General features: G+C 38.6%; 18 protein-coding genes and 3 tRNA genes. 8 read left to right on the forward strand and 13 right to left on the reverse strand.

All coding sequences use genetic code 11. The annotated features are described in order from the left end of the window. Window positions 1–53: 53 nt before the first annotated feature. From AS4_RS20945 to prfB, 4 genes are all read right to left on the reverse strand, one after another. Window positions 54–1334 carry a 3-deoxy-D-manno-octulosonic acid transferase gene (locus AS4_RS20945; protein WP_096735378.1) on the reverse strand — a complete coding sequence of 427 codons (1281 nt, stop codon included), beginning with the start codon at window positions 1332–1334 and terminating at the stop codon, window positions 54–56. Between the two features lie 351 nt (window positions 1335–1685). Continuing rightward, window positions 1686–2744, reverse strand: coding sequence for an alkene reductase (locus AS4_RS20950; protein ID WP_096735379.1), 1059 nt, complete (start codon window positions 2742–2744; stop codon window positions 1686–1688). Window positions 2745–2782: 38 nt separating this feature from the next. Continuing rightward, window positions 2783–3082, reverse strand: a complete 300-nt coding sequence (locus AS4_RS20955) for an ArsR/SmtB family transcription factor (protein WP_034614967.1) — start codon at window positions 3080–3082, stop codon at window positions 2783–2785. Window positions 3083–3222: 140 nt separating this feature from the next. Then, window positions 3223–4318 (reverse strand): peptide chain release factor 2 gene (gene prfB / locus AS4_RS20960; RefSeq protein WP_096735380.1). Its coding sequence is split into 2 segments (ribosomal slippage): window positions 3223–4245 and window positions 4247–4318, totalling 1095 coding nucleotides; the frame shifts between segments, so codons are not numbered across the junction. A gap of 175 nt (window positions 4319–4493) precedes the next feature. Between prfB and AS4_RS20965 the strand changes: the two genes are divergently transcribed. The 3 genes from AS4_RS20965 (at window position 4494) to AS4_RS20975 (ending at window position 7766) form a co-directional block, all read left to right on the forward strand. Beyond that, window positions 4494–5372 (forward strand): putative porin, encoded by an 879-nt coding sequence (locus tag AS4_RS20965; protein ID WP_406565203.1) that lies wholly within the window; start codon window positions 4494–4496, stop codon window positions 5370–5372. Window positions 5373–5672: 300 nt separating this feature from the next. Then, complete coding sequence (locus AS4_RS20970; RefSeq protein ID WP_004823657.1) at window positions 5673–6440, forward strand: putative porin; 768 nt, start codon at window positions 5673–5675, stop codon at window positions 6438–6440. A gap of 237 nt (window positions 6441–6677) precedes the next feature. Then, entirely contained in the window at window positions 6678–7766 is a 1089-nt protein-coding gene (locus AS4_RS20975; protein WP_096735382.1) for an MrcB family domain-containing protein, read from the forward strand. A 124-nt stretch (window positions 7767–7890) separates the two neighbouring features. On the opposite strand, the gene guaA is transcribed toward AS4_RS20975, so the two are convergent. Both guaA and AS4_RS20985 read right to left on the reverse strand, forming a co-directional pair. Then, window positions 7891–9459 (reverse strand): glutamine-hydrolyzing GMP synthase, encoded by a 1569-nt coding sequence (guaA, locus tag AS4_RS20980; RefSeq protein ID WP_004823655.1) that lies wholly within the window; start codon window positions 9457–9459, stop codon window positions 7891–7893. Between the two features lie 295 nt (window positions 9460–9754). Next, window positions 9755–10171, reverse strand: a complete 417-nt coding sequence (locus AS4_RS20985; RefSeq protein WP_096735383.1) for a DoxX family protein — start codon at window positions 10169–10171, stop codon at window positions 9755–9757. Window positions 10172–10367: 196 nt separating this feature from the next. Between AS4_RS20985 and AS4_RS20990 the strand changes: the two genes are divergently transcribed. Further along, the gene (locus AS4_RS20990; RefSeq protein WP_096735384.1) at window positions 10368–11018 is read left to right on the forward strand and encodes a DedA family protein; all 651 of its coding nucleotides are present in this window, start codon (window positions 10368–10370) and stop codon (window positions 11016–11018) included. 64 nt (window positions 11019–11082) lie between these two features. Here the strand turns inward: AS4_RS20990 and AS4_RS20995 are convergent, their stop codons facing one another. From AS4_RS20995 to AS4_RS21010, 4 genes are all read right to left on the reverse strand, one after another. Further along, the gene (locus AS4_RS20995) at window positions 11083–11496 is read right to left on the reverse strand and encodes a hypothetical protein (RefSeq protein ID WP_096735385.1); all 414 of its coding nucleotides are present in this window, start codon (window positions 11494–11496) and stop codon (window positions 11083–11085) included. A 13-nt stretch (window positions 11497–11509) separates the two neighbouring features. Continuing rightward, window positions 11510–12346 carry a ParA family protein gene (locus AS4_RS21000; RefSeq protein ID WP_004723483.1) on the reverse strand — a complete coding sequence of 279 codons (837 nt, stop codon included), beginning with the start codon at window positions 12344–12346 and terminating at the stop codon, window positions 11510–11512. A gap of 85 nt (window positions 12347–12431) precedes the next feature. After that, window positions 12432–12824: a SirB2 family protein gene (locus AS4_RS21005; protein ID WP_096735386.1), complete on the reverse strand. Its 393-nt coding sequence runs from the start codon at window positions 12822–12824 to the stop codon at window positions 12432–12434. Between the two features lie 17 nt (window positions 12825–12841). Beyond that, complete coding sequence (locus tag AS4_RS21010; protein WP_004723487.1) at window positions 12842–13150, reverse strand: BolA family protein; 309 nt, start codon at window positions 13148–13150, stop codon at window positions 12842–12844. Window positions 13151–13367: 217 nt separating this feature from the next. Here AS4_RS21010 and AS4_RS21015 point away from each other — a divergent pair. The 3 genes from AS4_RS21015 to AS4_RS21025 all read left to right on the forward strand — a co-directional run bounded on the left by AS4_RS21015 (window position 13368) and on the right by AS4_RS21025 (window position 13683). After that, a tRNA-Gly gene (locus AS4_RS21015) sits at window positions 13368–13440 on the forward strand. Between the two features lie 46 nt (window positions 13441–13486). Continuing rightward, window positions 13487–13562, forward strand: a tRNA-Gly gene (locus AS4_RS21020). Window positions 13563–13607: 45 nt separating this feature from the next. Continuing rightward, window positions 13608–13683: transfer RNA gene (locus AS4_RS21025), tRNA-Gly, on the forward strand. Window positions 13684–13865: 182 nt separating this feature from the next. Here AS4_RS21025 and AS4_RS21030 read toward each other — a convergent pair. Genes AS4_RS21030 through AS4_RS21040 form a run of 3 tightly spaced genes read right to left on the reverse strand, consistent with a single transcriptional unit; the run spans window position 13866 to window position 18816 of the window. Further along, window positions 13866–15122, reverse strand: a complete 1257-nt coding sequence (locus tag AS4_RS21030) for an HlyD family type I secretion periplasmic adaptor subunit (RefSeq protein WP_096735387.1) — start codon at window positions 15120–15122, stop codon at window positions 13866–13868. After that, window positions 15119–17254 carry a type I secretion system permease/ATPase gene (locus tag AS4_RS21035; RefSeq protein ID WP_096735388.1) on the reverse strand — a complete coding sequence of 712 codons (2136 nt, stop codon included), beginning with the start codon at window positions 17252–17254 and terminating at the stop codon, window positions 15119–15121. Before AS4_RS21035 ends, AS4_RS21030 begins: the two co-directional genes overlap by 4 nt. Then, window positions 17251–18816, reverse strand: coding sequence for a TolC family protein (locus tag AS4_RS21040; RefSeq protein ID WP_096735389.1), 1566 nt, complete (start codon window positions 18814–18816; stop codon window positions 17251–17253). The genes AS4_RS21035 and AS4_RS21040 overlap by 4 nt, the downstream gene beginning before the upstream one ends. Before the next feature lie 417 nt (window positions 18817–19233). Between AS4_RS21040 and AS4_RS21045 the strand changes: the two genes are divergently transcribed. Beyond that, window positions 19234–20604, forward strand: a complete 1371-nt coding sequence (locus AS4_RS21045; RefSeq protein WP_096735390.1) for a phosphohexomutase domain-containing protein — start codon at window positions 19234–19236, stop codon at window positions 20602–20604. The last annotated feature ends 2 nt before the right edge of the window (window positions 20605–20606 follow it).

Raw genomic sequence — 20606 nt, forward strand, 5'->3', positions numbered from 1 at the left:
TCTGGTTCGTTTTACTTTTAGCTGATGGTGTTTATTCATCAACAATGTATAAATTATAAATACTGATCAATCACTGCAATATGTTTGTATAAAGAACCCTGATTACGCTTTAAAACATCAATCGCATGCTGGCTTAATTGCTGGGCAAAAGCTTGATCTTCCAAACAGCGCACCAATAACTGAACCACCTCATCAACAGTTTGCCCCACTTTTAAGGCATCTGCCTGTAAGAACTCATCCACAATGGCTTGAAAATTAAAATAATGCGGTCCAATCACGGTGGGTACATCTAAAACCATAGCTTCTAAAATATTATGTCCACCACCGGGTTCATTTAACGACCCACCAACAAAACATGCCTGACTCAATGCATACCACAGCCACATTTCACCCATACTGTCTGCCAAATAGACTTGGGTATTCGACTCGATTGCTTGCTCTAAGCTACGACGCTGTGTTGTTAAATTTAAACTTTGTGCAGCAGCAAAAACCTCATCAAAACGTTCAGGATGGCGCGGGACAACGATTAACAACCAATCTGGATATTGTTCTAAATAGGTTTTAAATGCGAGAAATAATTTTTCTTCTTCAGGTGCGTGTGTACTGGCGATGGTGATGATTTTTCGATTTGCTAAGTTCCAGTCCTGCTGCAACTGTTGTGCTTTATGGATAAATTGTTCAGGTGCAGAAATATCAAATTTAATACTTCCAAGTACTTGTGTTTTATTTTGTGGCATACCTAGATCAATAAAGCGTTGCTTCGTTGCAACATCTTGCGCCAATAACTGATCTAATTTCTGTAGCATTGGACGGGTCAGGCTTGGAACTTTAGCATAGCCTTTGGCAGATTTTTCCGAAAGCCGTGCATTCACTAAAATACAAGGCACTTTAAACTGTTGAGCTTGGTCAATAAGATTTGGCCATAGTTCAGTTTCAACCAAAATCAGTAATTTGGGTTGGTATTTCTGATAAAAATCAGCAACTAAATAGCGCTGATCGGCAGGCAAATATACCGCTTGAAATAATGCTTGATAAGGTGCTTTTAAGAATAACGATTTGGCACGTGCTTGGCCTGTTTTTGTCGTATTGGTGACTAAAACAGCATGACCTGCTTTTAAATAATGTTCGATTAAAGGCTGAGCAGCATTGGTTTCTCCGACTGAAACACAATGAAACCAAATGGCATGCTGATTCTTTACATCTTGAAAGGGGCCAAAGCGCTCAAGACATTCTTGTTGGTATTCTGCGCTATCTTTCGCACGTTTTTTGATACGCCATTGATACAAAGGCTTAACGATTTTAAGTGCTGTGTTATACCAAAAAGGAGTAGCCAAACAGAATGTCTCAATATAGATGAATGGGCAAATATAACAGAGCCATATTCAGTTGTTAATGAATAATATTTAACGATTTGTTGTCAGCAAGGTAGTCGACCGCATGCTAGAGCAAATCTGATCCATCAACCAGCAACAACACTAGCAAAACTTGGCTTTACAGGGATGAAAAAACGCTTATTGGTTAAGAGGTAGTGTTGTACGCCTTAACCAATAGCGATATCCATGCCATCGTACAATAGATATGCCTTGTAAGATTCAACGATGCAAAAAGAAAACTGGTTAAATTTATCTGAGTTGTGGATGTGAATGGGTATTCCATTCACATCCAGAGAAAATACAGTCTTTGTTTTATCCTAAAGCAGGATAATCAATATAGCCTTCCGCAGTTTGTGAACCAATCATATTTTCAAACACCAATTCATTTAAAGGTGCGTCTTGAATTAGACGTTCATACAAATCAGGATTAGCAATATAAGCCTTACCAAAAGACACCGCATCTGCTTGACCTGATGCCAAGAGTTTGATGGCATCTTCACGGCTTAAACGCATATTGGCAATATATGGCACACCATTTGAACGTTGTTTCATATATTCGCTGATACTGTCATCGGCTAAATATTCACGTGTAAAGAAGAACGCAATTTTACGTTTACCTAATTGTTCCAAGACATAACCAAAGGTTTCACGTGGATCAGCATCCCCCATATCATGCTCATCACCGCGAGGCGCTAAATGTATGCCCACACGGCCTGCGCCCCATACTTCAATTAAAGCATCCATTACTTCAAGTAAAAGACGTGCACGGTTTTCAACAGAACCACCATATTCGTCTTCACGATGATTGGTTGAGCTTTGTAAGAACTGATCAATTAGGTAGCCATTGGCAGCATGTAATTCAACGCCATCAAAACCAGCCGCCTTGGCTTTAATTGCAGCCTGTTTAAACTGTTCGGTGATGGTATGAATTTCGGAGATTTCCAAAGGGCGTGGCACGACATAGTCACGTTTTGGACGTAATAAGCTGACTTGTCCTGCTTGTTGTATTGCACTTGCAGATACAGGCGTTTCACCATCGAGTAGATCTGGATGTGAGACACGTCCCACATGCCATAACTGCGCCACAATCAAGCCACCTTGATCATGAACCGCTTGGGTTACAGACTTCCAACCTTCAACTTGTGCGTCTGTAAATAGCCCTGGTGTATTTAAATAACCATTGGCCTGTTCAGAAATCACTGTTGCTTCAGTAATGATTAAACCCGCACTGGCACGCTGTGCATAGTGCTCAGCCATGATCGCCGTGGGTACCCGATCAGCGGTAGCACGGCTACGGGTTAAAGGCGCCATCACGACACGATTTTTTAAATGTAAATCGCCAAGTACAAGGGGAGAGTTAAGTTCAGCCATATTTGCCTCATCACTCGCTTTCTGATTGAAATCAGGTGTTAAAGCGAGTTTTGTAGATAATCAATATATTGCTGAATTAAAGCTTCATTACGCGAGAAATATGACCATTGCCCATATTTCTCGGCCTGAATTAATCCTGACTGTTGCAAAACAGACAAATGATTTGACATCGTAGATTGAGAGACATTACCGAGCTTCTCGATATTCCCTGCACAGACACCACGACCAAAGCCACCGCACTGCTCTTCCGACAAATATTGTTGTGGCTTCTTGAGCCATTCCAAAATCTGTCGGCGAGTCGGATTCGCTAATGCTTTAGAAATTAAATCAATATCCATCTTAGACACATTCAATTCAGAGCAAAGCTCCATTCAGCATCTTTGCACCCAATATATCGCATTTTTTCGATTTTAATATCGATTTTTTTAGATATATTGCAAAAATACGGATAAAGCTTTGCTTTTGTTAAAAATTTAAATTAAAGACCTTGTTTTAAGCTGGCTTCAATAAATTTATCTAGATCGCCATCCAATACTGCACCCGTGTTCGAGTTCTCAACACCAGTACGCAAATCTTTAATACGAGAGTCATCCAGTACATATGAACGAATCTGACTGCCCCAGCCGATATCCGATTTTGAATCTTCAAGTGCTTGAGCAGCTTCATTACGCTTACTCATTTCCAGTTCATACAATTTTGCACGTAACTGTTTCCAAGCATGATCACGGTTTGCATGTTGTGAACGCTGGTTCTGACATGCCACCACAATCCCAGTTGGTGCGTGAGTCAAACGTACTGCTGAGTCGGTTTTGTTAATATGCTGACCGCCTGCACCAGATGCACGATATGTATCTGTACGCACGTCAGCAGGATTAATATCAATCTCAATATTATCGTCCACTTCAGGCGATACAAATACTGCCGAGAATGAGGTATGACGGCGATTACCTGAGTCAAATGGTGACTTACGCACTAAACGGTGAACGCCAGATTCGGTACGTAACCAACCATAAGCATACTCGCCTTCAACACGGATTGTTGCAGATTTAATCCCTGCAACATCACCATCTGATTCTTCCATCAATTCTGCTTTAAAGCCATGACGTTCGATCCAACGCATATACATACGTAACAACATTGAAGCCCAATCTTGTGCTTCAGTACCGCCTGAACCAGCTTGAATTTCCACATAACATGGATTTGGGTCCATTGGATTACTAAACATACGACGGAATTCAAGTTTTGCTAACTCTTCTTCCGCTGCAGTCAATTCCGACTGAACATCTGCCAATAAGCTTTCATCATCTGCTTCAACAGCAAGATCAAGCATGGCTTGTGCATCATCAAGCTGTGTCGCCAAGCCTTCTAAAACGTTGATCACATTTTCAAGCTCGCCTTTTTCTTTTGCCATCGCCTGTGCACGGCTTTGATCATTCCAGATCGCTGGATCTTCTAACTCGCGGAGAACCTCTTCTAAACGCTCTTTCTTTAGATCGTAGTCAAAGATACCCCCGTAGTGTTAGACCACGGTCATTTAAGTCTTTTAGCTGAACTAGATAAGGATTAATTTCCACGAGTTTTAATCTCACATTTGACGTCTTTTAATTCGCACGCATTCTACCACAGAGTGGAAAAAGTTGAGATATGGCATTTTTTAGACAACACAATTGACTACAGTGTAGTTTTTGTGAACAATGTTGTTGTTTTGTAACAAAGCTCTGACCTTACAACACCACAAAAAAATTTAGGATACTTATGAAACAATCTCTTTTATTTTTCGCTTTAACCGCAATCAGCTGTTCTAGTTTTGCCTACAATGTGCAATTTGATGCTGGGTTTAGATCTTTTGATCATGATAACAATTACATTGATCAAGACTATCAAGCCGATATTAAAGGCAAATACTATTTTGATCCTGTACAAATCAAAAACAACCCATTGAATGAGGCAGCATTTTTAGGCCGTAATAGCAATGTCTATGGTGGTTACGCTTATCGTACTATCGAAAGTCAGGACTACTTAACCTATGATCCTTTATCTACAAGCACATTTTATGAGCTTGCTCGAGCAAAAGATGAAAAAGATCTTCATTACTTTACAGGTGGCTTAGAATATTTTCATGAACAATTCTATCTCAATGGTGAGATTGGGCTTGGCATAGTCAAAATAAAAAGCAACATAGATTCAAATTATGGTTCAGTTCGTTATAAAAATGATTATAACGTCACCACTTATCGCGCATTGGTGGGCTATATGCCGATCAGCAATTTGCTCATTGCAGCAGGTGTCGATGGTTTCAGTGGTGATAAATATCTTGATGATGAAACGGATTTTGCCGCTAAAATTAAATATGTAATGCCAATTGGTCAAAATGGACATTATTTAAATCTTGAAGCGAATGGGGTGTTTGGCGATGAAAATAATGTTATCTTCACTGCAGATTACTATTTGACCCATGCTTTCAGTATCGGCAGCGCATATAGTTTAAAAGATGACGATGAAAGCAATAATAATTTCCTCTGGTTCCGTAGCAAATACTTTGTGAATGAAAATGTTGCTATTGGTGCCGAAGCAGGTTTTAGCAGTGGCATGAATCTTTTTACTGTGAATGGAACTTTCCGTTTTTAAGCACTTAGAAAGCCAAAAAACTTTGAGGCATTTCATTTCTGAAATGCCTTTTTTATTACAAATTATGTCCAGCTCTTACTCAAAGCGTACCAATATCCACACTATCTACACAATCTTAATAAAACAACACATAAGTTTTATTTGTTTATTTTTAATATCTTAAGTTAATATTGTTACATAAACTCACTAATATTACATTCCAGTTACTATAGCGTGGTTGACGATTTTTATATTTGCCCTAGACTCTAAATTGTAACCAAACATGTATAAATCAATCAATTCTTCATAGGGGCGAATTCCATGAAAAAATTAGCAATCGCATCTGCAATCTTTTCCGTAGCCGCTTTAACTGGCACTGCACATGCTTACCAAGCCGAAGTTGGTGGTTCATATACATATAATGATCCAGATAATTTTGATGCAACTCATAGCTTTGGTGTAGATGGTACTTATTATTTCAAACCAGTACAAACTCGTAATTCACCGCTTAATGAGGCTGCATTCTTAGATCGCGCAAGTAATGTAAAAGCCAATGTAAATTATGCTAAAAATGATGGTGTAAAAGACAGCCAATATGGTGCGGGTCTTGAATACTATGTACCTAACTCAGACTTCTATGTAAGTGGTCGTGTAGGTCGTGATGAACTTGAAGTTGATAACACTAACATCGACAATAAAGTAACAACTTATGGCGCTGAAGTGGGTTATTTACCAGCTCCTGGTTTATTACTTGCACTTGGTGTAACGGGTTATGATGTTAAAAATGGTGATGACGGCGCAGACCCAACTGTACGTGCTAAATATGTAACCAAAGTAGGTCAATATGACGCTAACTTTGAAGCTTTTGGTGCATTCGGGGACTTGGATGAGTACAAAGTACGTGGTGACTTGTATTTAGATAAGACTTTAAGTGTAGGTGCTGACTACTACAACAATGATTTAACTGATCGTGATGAATGGGGTATTTCTGCGAAGAAATTCTTTAATCAAAACGTTAGCTTAGAAGGTCGTGTAGGTTTTGGTGATAACTACAACACTTACGGCGTTCGTGCTGGATACCGTTTCTAAGTTTAAATCCATTTAGCAATCGCTCTTTTGGAGCAACAAAAGCCAATCAATACGTTGATTGGCTTTTTTATATGTGTATGCATCATTAATTAAATACGTTTTAGTAAATTTTCTATAAACCTAAAATTAAACTTTCATTTAAATCCTGACATTAAATTTAATTATGTTTATAAATCATATTTCAATAATAAAATAAAAATCATATGATTATTATGAATTTTTAATTATTTCACTCCAATGATCCAAAAAAATATTGTAAAAGTTTTAGAAAACTTCATTACCAGTACAAAACAATTTCCTAAAGCAGTAAACCAAGGAGATCATTTTGAAGCATTATCCGTGTTAATTCCAAAGCAGTTTGAACAATGGATCCAATCATTTTCAGATTTTCCAACTTCTTATAAAGTTACTCATTCACATGGTATGGGAAATTGGGCCGAAATTCCTTGGATTGTTTGTGCTAATAGAAATATAACATCTACACCACAAGCTGGTTACTATATCGTACTAGGCTTTTCAGCTGATATGCAGAGCTGTTATCTGAGCTTAAATCAAGGCGTTTCAAAAACAAATAAAAACGATTTATCTCAGTTTGCTCATGTTGCAATTGAATACATGAAACCATCTAATACTCACAATGTTTTTTTTGGGCCTATCGATTTTAAAGCTAAAAACAATTTAGGCAAAAGTTATGCAAAAGCGGCTATTAAAAGCTATAAGTACACATTGGAAGAGTTAAAAAACTCTGATTTGTCTATAAAAATAGAACAACAATTCCAAGAGCTTTTGATGGATTATGAAAATATCTACAATTTAGTTGGCAAAAATATATTAGATTTAAAACCTATTTCAGATTCATCTTATCAGCTAGAAATTCAAAAAAGTGATGATCAGAGTTTTAAAGATATTGATCCTAATATTAATCGACCACGCCCACTCAAAAGTTCTAAAAATACTAAATATTATTTGAGAGATCCTCGATACAGTAAATTAGCTTTATATCTTGCTGAATACAAATGTGAATTTAGTAATGAACATACAACTTTTTTTAATGGTAAACATCAATACATGGAAGGTCATCATTTAGTCCCGATGAGCCAACAAGATTATTATGAAATCTCATTAGACATACCAGCTAATATTATTTCTCTTTGTCCTAACTGCCATAAAGCTCTTCACTATGGAGATAATCCAACTAAGAAAAAAATTTTAAATACTATATTTGATAAAAGAGAAGTTCTTCTTATTAAATCTGGTATTAAAGTAAAAAAAGCAGAATTAATAAAAGTTTATACAAAAAAGAATTTAGATAATACTTACGACTAAAAAGAGCGCCTAAGCGCTCTTTTTAAAAGTCAGGCAAGAAGCTTCGCTTCTTAAAACCCTGCTGCCGCGGGCATAGCCCTTGGCGTAATTCAGGCAAGAAGCTTCGCTTCTTGAAATCCCTGAATTACTCCCATTCAATTGTTGCTGGTGGTTTAGAAGAAACGTCATACACCACACGAGAAACATCTTTAATTTCATTCATGATACGTGTTGAGATTTTATCCACCAACTCATATGGAAGATGGGCAAAACGAGCTGTCATAAAGTCAACCGTTTCCACGGCACGAAGTGCAATGACCCATGCATAACGACGACCATCACCTACGACACCCACCGATTTTACTGGTTGGAATACTGCAAATGCTTGGGCAGTTTTGTCATACCAACCACTTGCACGAAGCTCTTGCATAAAGATGTCATCAGCAAGACGAAGAATATCAGCATATTCTTTTTTCACTTCACCCAAGATACGCACGCCCAAACCTGGACCAGGGAATGGATGACGATAAAGCATTTCATGTGGTAAACCTAAAGTTGTACCTAAACGACGTACTTCATCTTTAAATAGGTCACGGATTGGCTCAACCAATTCAAATGCTAGATCTTCTGGTAAACCACCCACATTATGGTGTGATTTAATCACATGCGCTTTGCCATTTTTAGTTGCCGCAGACTCAATCACGTCAGGGTAAATCGTACCTTGCGCAAGGAAGTTTACGCCATCAAGTTTACGCGCTTCTTCAGCAAAAACTTCGATAAATTCACGACCAATGATTTTACGTTTTTTCTCAGGATCAACTTCGCCTGCAAGTGCAGATAAGAAACGTTCTTCTGCATCAGCACGAATCACACGGATCCCCATGTTTTTCGCAAACATGTCCATCACTTGCTCACCTTCGTTTAAACGAAGTAAGCCATTGTCTACAAACACACAAGTCAGTTGGTCACCGATTGCTTTATGCAACAATGCTGCAACTACAGATGAGTCAACACCACCTGAAAGACCTAAAAGAACTTTTTGATCACCAATTTGTTCACGTAATTGTTCAACACGTAAATCAATAATGTTTTCAGAATTCCAAAGATTACGGCAACCACAAATGCTATGAACGAAGTTAGACAGTAACTCTGCGCCTTTGGCAGTATGTGTCACTTCTGGGTGGAATTGCACCCCGTAGAAACGACGCGTTTCATCACTCACTGCAGCAAATGGGCAGCTTGGTGTGCTTGCAGTCACTTTAAAGCCTGCTGGAATCGCAGAAACTTTGTCACCGTGGCTCATCCAAACATTAAGTTTGTCATCACCATCATTTAAATCACCAAGCAATTGATCACGTACTAAAACGTCAACTGCTGCATAACCAAATTCATGTACAGTCCCTGGCTCTACTTTACCGCCAAGTTGTTCTGACATGGTTTGCAGACCATAGCAGATCCCCAATACAGGTACACCCAAGTTGAACACAACTTCTGGCGCACGTGGACTACCTTCCTCATGCACACTTTCAGGACCACCAGATAAGATGATACCGTTCGGATTAAACGCGCGAATGTCTTCTTCAGACATATCAAAAGCATACATTTCAGAATATACACCAGCTTCACGTACACGGCGTGCAATAAGCTGGCTATATTGAGAACCGAAATCCAAGATAAGGATACGATCTTCAGTAATTTGAGTATTGGTAGTCATGAGTCAACAACTATGCAGGCAAACGAATATAAGCGCCATATTCTATCATTTTTATAAGCCGTACGCACTCCATTCAATTAAGTTCCTTAGCTTTGTAAAAAATCATTTTAAATAATCAGCTTATAGGTTCATTTTGGCTTTAATGATGCCAATCAGTTCACTGGGGGTCATAGTTAAAACTGAATTGAATATGTTTAGATAGCATAAACCAATTGATCCATTTGAATAAGGCTAAATGAACACACAAAAAAGCCAGATACAGATCTGGCTTTTCAAAGCTTTATTTATCTTTAAATTATTTTTCTATTACATGATCAAGACTCAATTTCCCAGCACCATGCAACATCAAGAAAAACAAACCACCTGCCATTGCGAAGTTTTTCATAAAGTTAATTGCATCTGCGTCACCACCATGAAATAGGAATGCAGTAATCAAACTAAATACGCCCAAACCAAATGCTGCAAAGCGTGCCTGAAAACCAAATAACAATGCCAAACCACCACCGAACTCAACCAGAATGGTTAAAGGTAACATGGCACCTGGTACACCCATTGATTCCATATAACCGACAGTTGCACTGTAAGCCGTGATTTTGCCCCAACCTGCAACAAGAAAGATATATGCCATAAGAATACGTGCAATCAATGCAATGCTTGCATTGACGGTGGGTTGATTCACAATATTTTTAACAACAACATTTGGATTAAACATGGTGTGACCTAATTTGTATTTCGTTCTGAAGATGTATACATATTAATCACTAAACATTTCAAGTTAAATACTTAAAAACTAAACTCATCGTTGCAAATTAAGAACAATAATAAGTTTTAAAAAATTACTTTTTAATACTGACTTTCATAACTCACACTGCTAGGATTTGTGCACCAATTCGCATAGTTTCTGCCTTATGGATCTGATTGACTTTATTTTGCACGTAGACGAACACCTGTTTGAATTTATTAGAAATTATGGTATCTGGGTGTATGGAATTTTATTCCTGATTATTTTTGTTGAAACAGGTCTCGTGGTGATGCCATTCCTGCCTGGGGATAGCTTACTTTTTGCTGCCGGTGCTTTAGCTGCTTCGACGGGTGCAATGGATCCTGTGGTTTTAATCATTCTGCTATTTATTGCGGCAGTGCTCGGCGATACCCTCAATTATCATATTGGGAAATATGTCGGACCACGTGTTTTTGAAATTGATTCTAAATTTATTAACAAACAACACTTGTTAAAAACATCACAATTTTTTGAAAAGCATGGCGGAAAAACCATTATTTTTGCCCGTTTTATCCCTTTTGCCCGTACTTTTGCACCCTTTGTTGCAGGTGCAGGAAGCATGAATTATAAATATTTCTTAACCTATAATGCAGTCGGTGCAATTTGCTGGGTTGGCTCGTTTATTACCTTGGGTTATTTATTCGGTAATATGCCCATTGTGAAAGATAATTTCACCCATTTGGTTTTCGGTATCATTATTCTCAGTGTGTTACCTGGTGTGATTGGTTATATTCGTCATAAATTTTTTAATAAAAATAAAATGCCCAATAATCAATAAACAGCATATTTAAAGATGATAAAAAGCCGATTTCTAAAATCGGCTTTTTTATGGGTAAAACCCGTTATTTTTTAACTTCCTGACGTTTAGGGACGTAAGGGCAATTCTTAAATTGAGCCGCCTGAGACAAGGCATCTTGCTCACCATACAGTCGGGAAAGCTCAGTATTTTTGGTATTTGAAGATTGTCCTAGGTTTACTGAAATACTTGGACCAATCCCCCAACCCCAGCCACCGCTGCCCCAACCACCACCAACACCTAGTCCAACACCCACGCCTGTACGTTTCGCAGGTTGTACACCATTATTAATGTATTGCTGTATACGATTAAATTCTGTCGTCAATTGCAAACAGTTCATCGCCTGATACTGCGTAGGCGACACATAAGTGGGTTTAACCGTCGTCGTACAAGCAGATACGACAAGCACCGTTAAGGCAACGACTGATAATTTAACAGAAGTCATTTTCAATGATTTCATCACGATCTCGAAATTATTTTTTATCAATCTCATTGAACAATGATTGATAGGCTTGAGTCAATTTATGATCTGTAGCCAAATGAATTAATGGCAGATTTTTATGATGCGATTCTTTCATTAATACAGAAGGTGGCAACATATTTTCTAAAACCGGTAACCCCTCATCTTTAAGCTGTTGTACCACTTCACGCGGTAATTTTGCCTGAGCTTGATATTGATTGACCACAATCCCTTCGATTTCAAGTCGATCATTATGATCATCTTGAGTTTCTATGACATTTTGAATAAGCGTCTGTAATGCACGTTTTGAAAATACATCACAATCAAACGGAATCAGAACACGATCCGCTGAGATCAGTGCCGATAAGGTAAAAAAGTTAAATGCTGGCGGTGTATCAATATAAATACGCTCATATTGACTGGTTAAGGTCTGAATCGCATCACGTAACTTATAAATTTTATGTTTTGATTCTAACGCATGTTCTAACTCGCCTAAGCTCGGGCTGGCGGGTAATACATCCAAATCTTTAAAAGGTGAACGATGAATATATTGCTCAAAACCTTTATTTTTTGTTTTTAAAAGGCTACCAATGGCATTGCCAATCAATCCTTTTTGTTGATGATTTCCAAGTACGTCATTAAAAAAGTTTTCAATATTCGGCTCTAATGCCGTTTTTTCAGCAGAATAGGTGGCGTCATCACCCAAAAGATATTGGCTAGAATTTGCTTGAGGATCTAAATCAATCACCAATGTTTTAAAACCTTGATACGCACTAATCGCAGCAAGATTCACCGTAATACTTGATTTTCCTACACCGCCTTTTTGGTTAAATACCACACGAGTTAGCATACAAGTTCCCTAAGCTATCATTATTTTTAAACTTGTATCTAGTTTAACCTAGACGCTATACAAGTGTGAAATTCATGTCTAACAATCAACTAAAAACTGGTTTAAGCACGACCAAAACTAAAGTTGCAAACAAGGCAATTCCGCCAATCACTAAACCAGCTCTGCGTTGTGCTAAAAGAACGGTATCATCCTTTTTATAGGCTTTTATTTGTGAGGAAAGGAAAACCATAAACAAAATAATTTTCGCATAGAACCAAGGCTGCACTTTAAACTCATTCATGATCAATAAAGTTAGCCCTGTAAATATAACCACCGTGAGGGAAAGATGTTGCAAGGCAACAAAAGCCACCCGCCCTTTAGGATTCGGCTGCTGGTTGTGTGTTCCAATAAATAATGTTGAAGCGCGTAAAACAAAAACCAGGATTAATAACCCAACACTGGTCATATGAATGATTTTGATCAGTAAATGTGTATCCATTTTAGTTACTCTGCACTTTATACTTTAGGTGCATGAGCGCAGTCTGGACTTGCTGGGGCTTGACCTTGCCACTCACTTGGAAGATAAGCATGGATCGCTAAGGCATGAATTTTTCCAGGGCTGAGTAAGGCTTTGGCTTCTGCGTACACTTTTTGGTGGCGTTGTACCAAACGTAACCCTGCAAATTGTTCACTGACAATGATCACTTTAAAATGAGACTCTTTTCCAGGAAAATACCCGCCATGACCAGCAGACTCATTGATCACTTCTAAATGTGATGGCTCAAGTTGATTTAAACTTTCAATCAATTGTTGTTCTAAACTCATACAGATTCCTTAGAGATCGATCAATGGGTGAATGACATAGTATAGCGGATTCTTTGAGCATCGCTGTGTGTTCAGCAAAGCTTTTGCTGTTCGATTTGATTTTTTTAAATTAAATTTTGAAGTTTTTTCATAAAAATGTCTTTATTTTATGCAATTAGTGTTTTCCTTTGCAGAAAAATCTTGACCCTACCATCTGTTGATGTATTATACACCGCATGCGGGAATAGCTCAGTTGGTAGAGCATAACCTTGCCAAGGTTGGGGTCGGGAGTTCGAGTCTCCTTTCCCGCTCAAATTTTTTTATTCAGTTTTTTATTTAAAAAATTGGACAGACTCCGCGGGAATAGCTCAGTTGGTAGAGCATAACCTTGCCAAGGTTGGGGTCGGGAGTTCGAGTCTCCTTTCCCGCTCCAAAATTTTTTTATTCAGTTTTTTATTTAAAAAATTGGACAGACTCCGCGGGAATAGCTCAGTTGGTAGAGCATAACCTTGCCAAGGTTGGGGTCGGGAGTTCGAGTCTCCTTTCCCGCTCCAAATTTAAAAAGCCCTGATCGAAAGATTGGGGCTTTTTTTGCATTATTGGTTTATAAATCATCAGCATATACTTACACACTTTATGCTGTATTCACTCAATCAGTGTGTTGATCACAAAACTGCAAAAGCACAAAAAAACCAATCCGAAGATTGGTTTTTAAAATAATCACCATGTGATGCAATTATCGTTCTCTTAACGCTTCTTTGGCTTTATTAAACGGTTTCAACAAGTATTCAATAATTGTTTTTTGACCGGTACGAATATCTACTGTTGCCACCATACCTGGCGTTATTGAGAAAGATTTCCCTGCCTTATTGGTCAGCTTATCTTTATCGGTCCGAATATAGACTCGATAGTAGAACTGATCTTGTTTAACTTCATCGCGGATGGTATCAGGAGAAATTACCGTTACTTTCCCTTCCAAGCCACCATAAATTGAATAATCATATGCCGTGATTTTCACCAATGCAGGTTGACCCGGATGAATAAACGCAATATCTCGTGGCGAAATACGCGCTTCAATCAATAACTGCTCATCAATCGGTACAATGGTCATCAATTTACCATTTTGTGGAATAACCCCACCAATGGTTGTCACCGCAATTTCTTTTACCACACCACGTACAGGCGCTTTAAAAGTAGAGCGTTTCACCGAATCATTACGACCAGCAACAACTTGCTGTAATGATTGGATATCGGCATTGGCTTTTGCCAATTCTTCACGTGACTTTACATAGTAGTCATTACGCTTGTCATTAATTTGATTTTCAAAATTATTGATATCTCGCTTTAAACGCAACACTTCAACCTCAGAAGCAGCACCTTTCGCCACCAAAGGTTGAGTCATTTGTAATTCATTTTGAACCAAAGACAATGCGTGTTTTAAACCAGTAATTGATTCATCCAAATTTGCGCGACGCGAAGTATATAGTGCACTTTCCTCTCTCACCAAAGCAGGAACGGCCAAAACCTCTTTTGGAAACTTGATTGCGGTACCATTCACCTCAGCCTCTAAGCGTGCTGCCGTAGCCAGTGTCGCAAGTAATTTCATTTGGCTTTCACCGACTTGGGACTCAAATCGAGTAGGGTCAATTTGCGCAAGGGTCTGCCCTTTCTGGATAATATCGCCTTCTTTAACATCTAAGCTGGTCAACACACCACCATCTAAAGATTGAATCGTCTGTTCTTTAGATGACGGAACAACTTTACCTGTCCCTGTAGAAACTTCTTCCAATTTGAATAAACAAGCCCAAATTAAGAAAGCCAGCAGACCTATGGCAACAATCCAAATAATAAATGTGGATTTGGGTAACGGTGGTTCTGAGAACTTTAACGCAGAGGGATTGGTTGGCCGCTGTAAAATATTGGATGCATGATCGACTTGAGCAGGTTCAGCCTCTTGAACTGTGATATTTGGGTCATTTTTTTCTTGACTCATGTTGAAGTCCCTCCTGCATTTGCCTGCTGTGCAGGATTTAGAATGGCATCACGTGGCCCATCTTTGATAATCTTCCCTTCATGCACAACGATAATACGATCAACAAGTTGCAAAACAGCAGGGCGATGCGTCGCCACCACTAAGGTCCGATGACCTAGCCATTCTTTTAAATGCTGTATCAATACTTTTTCAGAAACATCATCAATCGAAGCAGTCGGTTCATCCAACAACACAATATTTGGATTTCGGAGCAATAATCGTGTGAGTAACAATGCTTGTTTCTGCCCTCCAGAGAATCCCACACCCCCTTCAAGAATAAGATGATCTAGACCTTCCTTTTTTTGTTCCACGATTTCTAAAGCATTGGTGATTTGTAATGCACGGATAATTTCATCATTACTTGCCAATGGTGCACCCAAAGTTAAATTTTCACGGATGGTACCAAAAAAAAGATGCGCATTTTGATTCAGTAATGCCATATCACGACGAATATCATCAGGATCAAGCAAAGATTGATCGACGCCATCCAAACTGATCTTGCCCTGTACTGGCAACTGCATTCCTGAAAGTAACTGTAATAAGCTAGATTTCCCTGCGCCATTGCGTCCAAGAATTGCAACTTTTTCACCTGCATGGATTTTTAACTGCGGAATGACTAAAGTTGGTCGTGGGTCATCTTCGGTATATTTAAATACCACACCTTTAAAATCATAATCACCAGAGAGGACTTTACGCTGAATCAATTGTGCTCGATCAGGACGGTCTACCGGCTTTTGCATCAGCTCATCTAAACCATTTTTAGCCACTTTGGCTTGCTGCCAACGACCGAGTACACCTGTGACTTGTGAAATCGGTGCAAGCATACGTGAAGATAAAATCGAACACGCCACCAAAGCCCCCGTGGTCATATCGCCTTTCATCACCGCAAAACAACCCACTAAAACCACAATTGCATAAGTCAGTCCTTGAATTTTTTGTGTCCAAGCATTTAACCAACCCACAATTTTACGTTGCCGCATACTGACATCGGCAGACACTTCATTCATGTGATTCCATTGATTTTGAAATCTGGCTTCAGCACGTAATAACTTAATATCCTCAATACCTTGAACTGCTTCGACCAAAATCGCGTTGCGAATCGCAGACTCTCGCATCCCTTCAGTGGCCAATTGAGCCAACTTTTTCTGCACCAAAAAGCCAGGAATAATCATCAATGGCACAACCAGTAACATCACCCAAAAGATATTGCCCCCGATAATCCAGAAGATCACTAAAAACAGGAAGAAAAACGGTAAGTCAGCAATTGCACTGATCGTTGTTGAGGTCACCAATTCACGAACACCTTCAAGTTCACGAATCTGTGAGATAAACGAACCTGTTGAACGGGCGCGATCTTTATTACGGATCCGCAATGCATGACCAAAAACGCGGTCTGAAATCTTGAGATCTGCACGCTTACCAATAATGTCTGACAAATAAACCCGTGCAATGCGCAACACAAACTCAAAAACAGCTGCAATCAACACCCCACCCGCGAGTACCCACAAGGTTGGAATAGATTGAGAAGGCACAACTCGGTCATAGACTTGCATAGAGAAGATGATGGTTGCCAATGCCAGAATATTGGCAATCATTGAAGCAACCATGATGTCGGTATAACGTTTCCAATCTTTTAAAACGATGTCCCAGAACCAGCTTTTTTCATAAGGTTTGATATATTCATCAACACGAGCATCGGGAATCGATGTCTCTGGTCGAAAAATATAAACGCGACTGGCATTGGCTTGAAGTTCATGCAAATTAAAAGTTTGTGAAAGGCCTTGATCACCACTTAACTGTAAACTTGCATTGCCCTCATTGTCGACTTTCTCGATAACTGCAACTTGACCATTGTTAAATTCAACAACAACGGGCAATCGCCATGGATTCAGTACATCCGTGCTAAAGTCTGCTTTGCGAACATTCAAACCCACTTGACGGGTAATAATGGACAACATGTCGTCAATATTTGTGTATTTATTCCAATCCAATTGCAGACGAATTTGTTCTTCAGCAGGTTGCATCCGATAATGCTGCGCAACCGTAATGATCGCTTGTAACCAGGGTTGATAATTTAATGTTTTTGTATTCATGGTTGAACTTCAAACCCCTGAATTTGAATGTTATTTAAATGATAAGCATTTCTACTTTTACCGGTTACCTTGATATACACCGCGATCGTGTCATAGATATCAAAGCGTGCCGCTTCCCTTTCTATTCTTGAACTTTGATAGGATTGTTCTGAACTTAATAAATCTAAGATCGAACGCTTGCCTAATTTATATTGTTCTTCATACAACTCACGGGTTTTTGCTGTTGAGCGTTCCCGATCCAATAGAACCCAAATTTGCTTATCCGTGTTTTCAATACTTTCTCGCGCAATTTGTGTTTGATCCATAATATCTAGGTAAGTTGCATTCAACTTTGCACGTGCAGCCTGTTCAGCAAAATTTGCAGCCTTGACTTGAGATCCTAGTGCACCACCTTGATAAAAATTACTGGACATCTGCACGCCAATAGAACCATCGGTATCATTTTCTAAACCGGTATTTGGATTTTGACCATTCAATGCTTTACTGACTGATCCCACCAATGAAATTGTGGGATAAGCACTCAATTGGGTTTGTTTTTTCTGACTCTGTGCAACATCAATCTCTGCTTTTGCTGCAATCATCGTGGGGATGGTATTCATTTCAGGATCATCATAAAGACCGGATTGTTTTACAAACTCATCAGGAATATTAAAATCCATTTGACTCACATCAAAACCCAATAATGTGCGTAATTTTTGTTCTTGTTGTTTTAAAAAGTTTTGCTGAGTAATTAAGTAAGAACGCGCATACTCAACATAGCTTTGTGCTTGTACAGGATCGGCATTGCTACTAATTCCCGCATCTGCTCTTAAGCGTGCAATCTCATGTAAACGACTAACCCCATTAAATTGATCTTGCGCTATTTTGATAATATTGCGATAACGCAATAAGGATAAAATATCTCGTGCGGTTTGGGTCGATATATCATCAATACTGATTAATACATTGGCTTGCTCAACTGCCAATTTATTTTGTTGCGTAGTGACACTGGATTTTACTTTACCAAAGTCATAAAGCAGTTGATTGGCTTCAACTGAATACAATTGGCGACCTTTATCGTTGGAGGTAAAATCACCTGTATTCATACCCGCTTTTAACTGTGGGTAATATTGCGCTTTTGCCACATCAATATTGGCATTTTGTCCTGCCAAAGTCGAAATTGTTTGGGCAATATTGGGGTTTCTTTTTACTGCAATTTGAATCGCATCTTCAAGACTTAAGATTTTTGCTTGGTTTGAATACGCATGGGTTGTTTGTGTTTGCGCTTGTTCTAAATATAAATTATTGAGCGAAGCCTTTTGTCCAGTATATGGCTTTACAACAGGGAGTTGATTCTGATTGCCTATATGGGCATCGGGTTGATATTTAAAATCGGTCAAATCCTTGAGCTGGACAGTTCTAAATGACTGATCATCCTTGGGTTTTATCAACCCTGTCACACCTTCTTTGATATTTTTTAAGTAGCTTGTTTCTTGTGTATAACCATTGTTCTGCAATAGAACCAATAAACTCACAGCACTCAAACTTTTTAACAATATAGTGGGCTTTTTTGCTATTAACATTCGCGAATGGCACCTAGAAAAGCTTTTAATTATCGGTATTGAATTATTTTGAATTATTTCCCTACCTCATTTCTATTCTACACATTATAAAACCTAATCAAATGCTTATTTTTACTTTTTAAAGTTAAATTTCTTTAATAAAATATTTTAAATTCAAATACTAACAGCAAAAAAATGTGACTATTATCACATGAATTATAAAATTATACATAAATCATCTCAAAAGCTGTAAATCCACAATGTGCAAATTATCATGGATGAACAAACACCTTATTAAAATTGAGGCTTGGCGTAATCGAAACGTATTCAATTGTGTACTTCAAACTAAATTTACATCTTCCAATATAATTTCTTATACACTTTAAGGTTAAAATGATGTTTCACTACCAGCCAACCTTAAACAATATAAAGATGAACATGAATAAACTGACTTGTTTCAAAGCCTATGATATTCGAGGCAAACTTGGCACAGAGCTAAATGAAGAAATTGCTTATAAAGTAGGCCGTGCTTATGGTCAAATCTATCAACCCAAAACTGTTGTCATTGGTTGTGATGTCCGTTTAACCAGCGAAGACTTAAAACAAGCAACGATTCGTGGTTTAAATGATGCTGGGGTAGATGTTCTTGATCTTGGCATGACGGGAACAGAAGAAGTTTACTTCGGCGCTTTTCATCTCGATGTTCAGGGTGGTATTGAAATCACAGCAAGCCATAATCCGATGGATTACAATGGTATGAAATTGGTTCGTGAAAATGCTCGACCAATCAGTGCAGATACAGGACTAAAAGATATCCAATCGTTGGCTGAATCGGAACAGTTCATTAAAGTTGAGAAAAAAGGCTCAACCCAAAAATATAATATCCTCCCTGAATTTATTGAACACCTACTCACCTATATTGATCCGAGCAAAATCCGCCCGCTTAAACTGGTGATGAATGCGGGCAATGGCGCAGCGGGTCATGTTGTTGACGCAATCGAAGAAAAATTCAAAGCGCTCAATATCCCCGTAGAGTTTATTAAAATCCATAATCATCCAGATGGTACATTCCCAAATGGTATTCCTAATCCAATTTTGGTGGAAAATCGAGATAGCACCCGCAATGCAGTTTTAATACACCATGCGGATATGGGGATTGCATGGGATGGTGACTTTGACCGTTGCTTCTTGTTTGATGAAAAAGGCCAATTTATTGAAGGCTATTATATAGTCGGATTATTAGCCCAAGCCTTCTTATTAAAACAAGCCGGTGAAAAAATCGTACACGATCCTCGCTTAGTCTGGAATACACTGGATATCATTGAGCAATATCAAGGGATTGCTGTTCAATCTAAATCTGGACATGCTTTTATTAAAGATGTGATGCGTGAACACAATGCGGCTTATGGCGGGGAAATGAGTGCACATCACTATTTCCGTGATTTTGCTTACTGTGACAGCGGGATGATTCCTTGGTTATTGGCGATTTTAGTGGTATCAGAAACTCAACAATCGTTATCCAGTCTGGTCGAAGGGATGATTGAACGTTTCCCTTGTAGTGGTGAAATCAACTTTAAAGTTGAAGATACGCAAAAAACCATTCAAAAAATCTTCGATCATTTTGCCGATTTAAACCCTGTAATTGATCAAACAGACGGCGTTAGCCTTGATTTTGGTGCATGGCGTTTAAATGTCCGTGCATCCAATACCGAGCCATTATTACGCTTAAATATTGAAAGCCGTGCAGATAAAAATCCTAAACCAATGCAAGATTATGTAGATGAGTTAACTCAGTTGATTCAGGGTTAATA

This window comes from Acinetobacter guillouiae (assembly GCF_002370525.2).
Classification (GTDB): Bacteria; Pseudomonadota; Gammaproteobacteria; order Pseudomonadales; family Moraxellaceae; genus Acinetobacter; species Acinetobacter guillouiae.

Bases quoted from the DNA above. Each gene is read 5' to 3' on its own strand.
- AS4_RS21040 (WP_096735389.1), bottom strand. From the start codon at position 18,816: ATGTTAATAGCAAAAAAGCCCACTATATTGTTAAAAAGTTTGAGTGCT.
- AS4_RS20985 (WP_096735383.1), bottom strand. From the start codon at position 10,171: ATGTTTAATCCAAATGTTGTTGTTAAAAATATTGTGAATCAACCCACC.
- AS4_RS20975 (WP_096735382.1), top strand. From the start codon at position 6,678: ATGATCCAAAAAAATATTGTAAAAGTTTTAGAAAACTTCATTACCAGT.
- AS4_RS20995 (WP_096735385.1), bottom strand. From the start codon at position 11,496: ATGAAATCATTGAAAATGACTTCTGTTAAATTATCAGTCGTTGCCTTA.
- guaA (WP_004823655.1), bottom strand. From the start codon at position 9,459: ATGACTACCAATACTCAAATTACTGAAGATCGTATCCTTATCTTGGAT.
- AS4_RS21010 (WP_004723487.1), bottom strand. From the start codon at position 13,150: ATGAGTTTAGAACAACAATTGATTGAAAGTTTAAATCAACTTGAGCCA.
- AS4_RS20955 (WP_034614967.1), bottom strand. From the start codon at position 3,082: ATGGATATTGATTTAATTTCTAAAGCATTAGCGAATCCGACTCGCCGA.
- AS4_RS20950 (WP_096735379.1), bottom strand. From the start codon at position 2,744: ATGGCTGAACTTAACTCTCCCCTTGTACTTGGCGATTTACATTTAAAA.
- AS4_RS21035 (WP_096735388.1), bottom strand. From the start codon at position 17,254: ATGAATACAAAAACATTAAATTATCAACCCTGGTTACAAGCGATCATT.
- AS4_RS20990 (WP_096735384.1), top strand. From the start codon at position 10,368: ATGGATCTGATTGACTTTATTTTGCACGTAGACGAACACCTGTTTGAA.
- AS4_RS21005 (WP_096735386.1), bottom strand. From the start codon at position 12,824: ATGGATACACATTTACTGATCAAAATCATTCATATGACCAGTGTTGGG.
- AS4_RS21030 (WP_096735387.1), bottom strand. From the start codon at position 15,122: ATGAGTCAAGAAAAAAATGACCCAAATATCACAGTTCAAGAGGCTGAA.
- AS4_RS21045 (WP_096735390.1), top strand. From the start codon at position 19,234: ATGAATAAACTGACTTGTTTCAAAGCCTATGATATTCGAGGCAAACTT.
- AS4_RS20970 (WP_004823657.1), top strand. From the start codon at position 5,673: ATGAAAAAATTAGCAATCGCATCTGCAATCTTTTCCGTAGCCGCTTTA.
- AS4_RS21000 (WP_004723483.1), bottom strand. From the start codon at position 12,346: ATGCTAACTCGTGTGGTATTTAACCAAAAAGGCGGTGTAGGAAAATCA.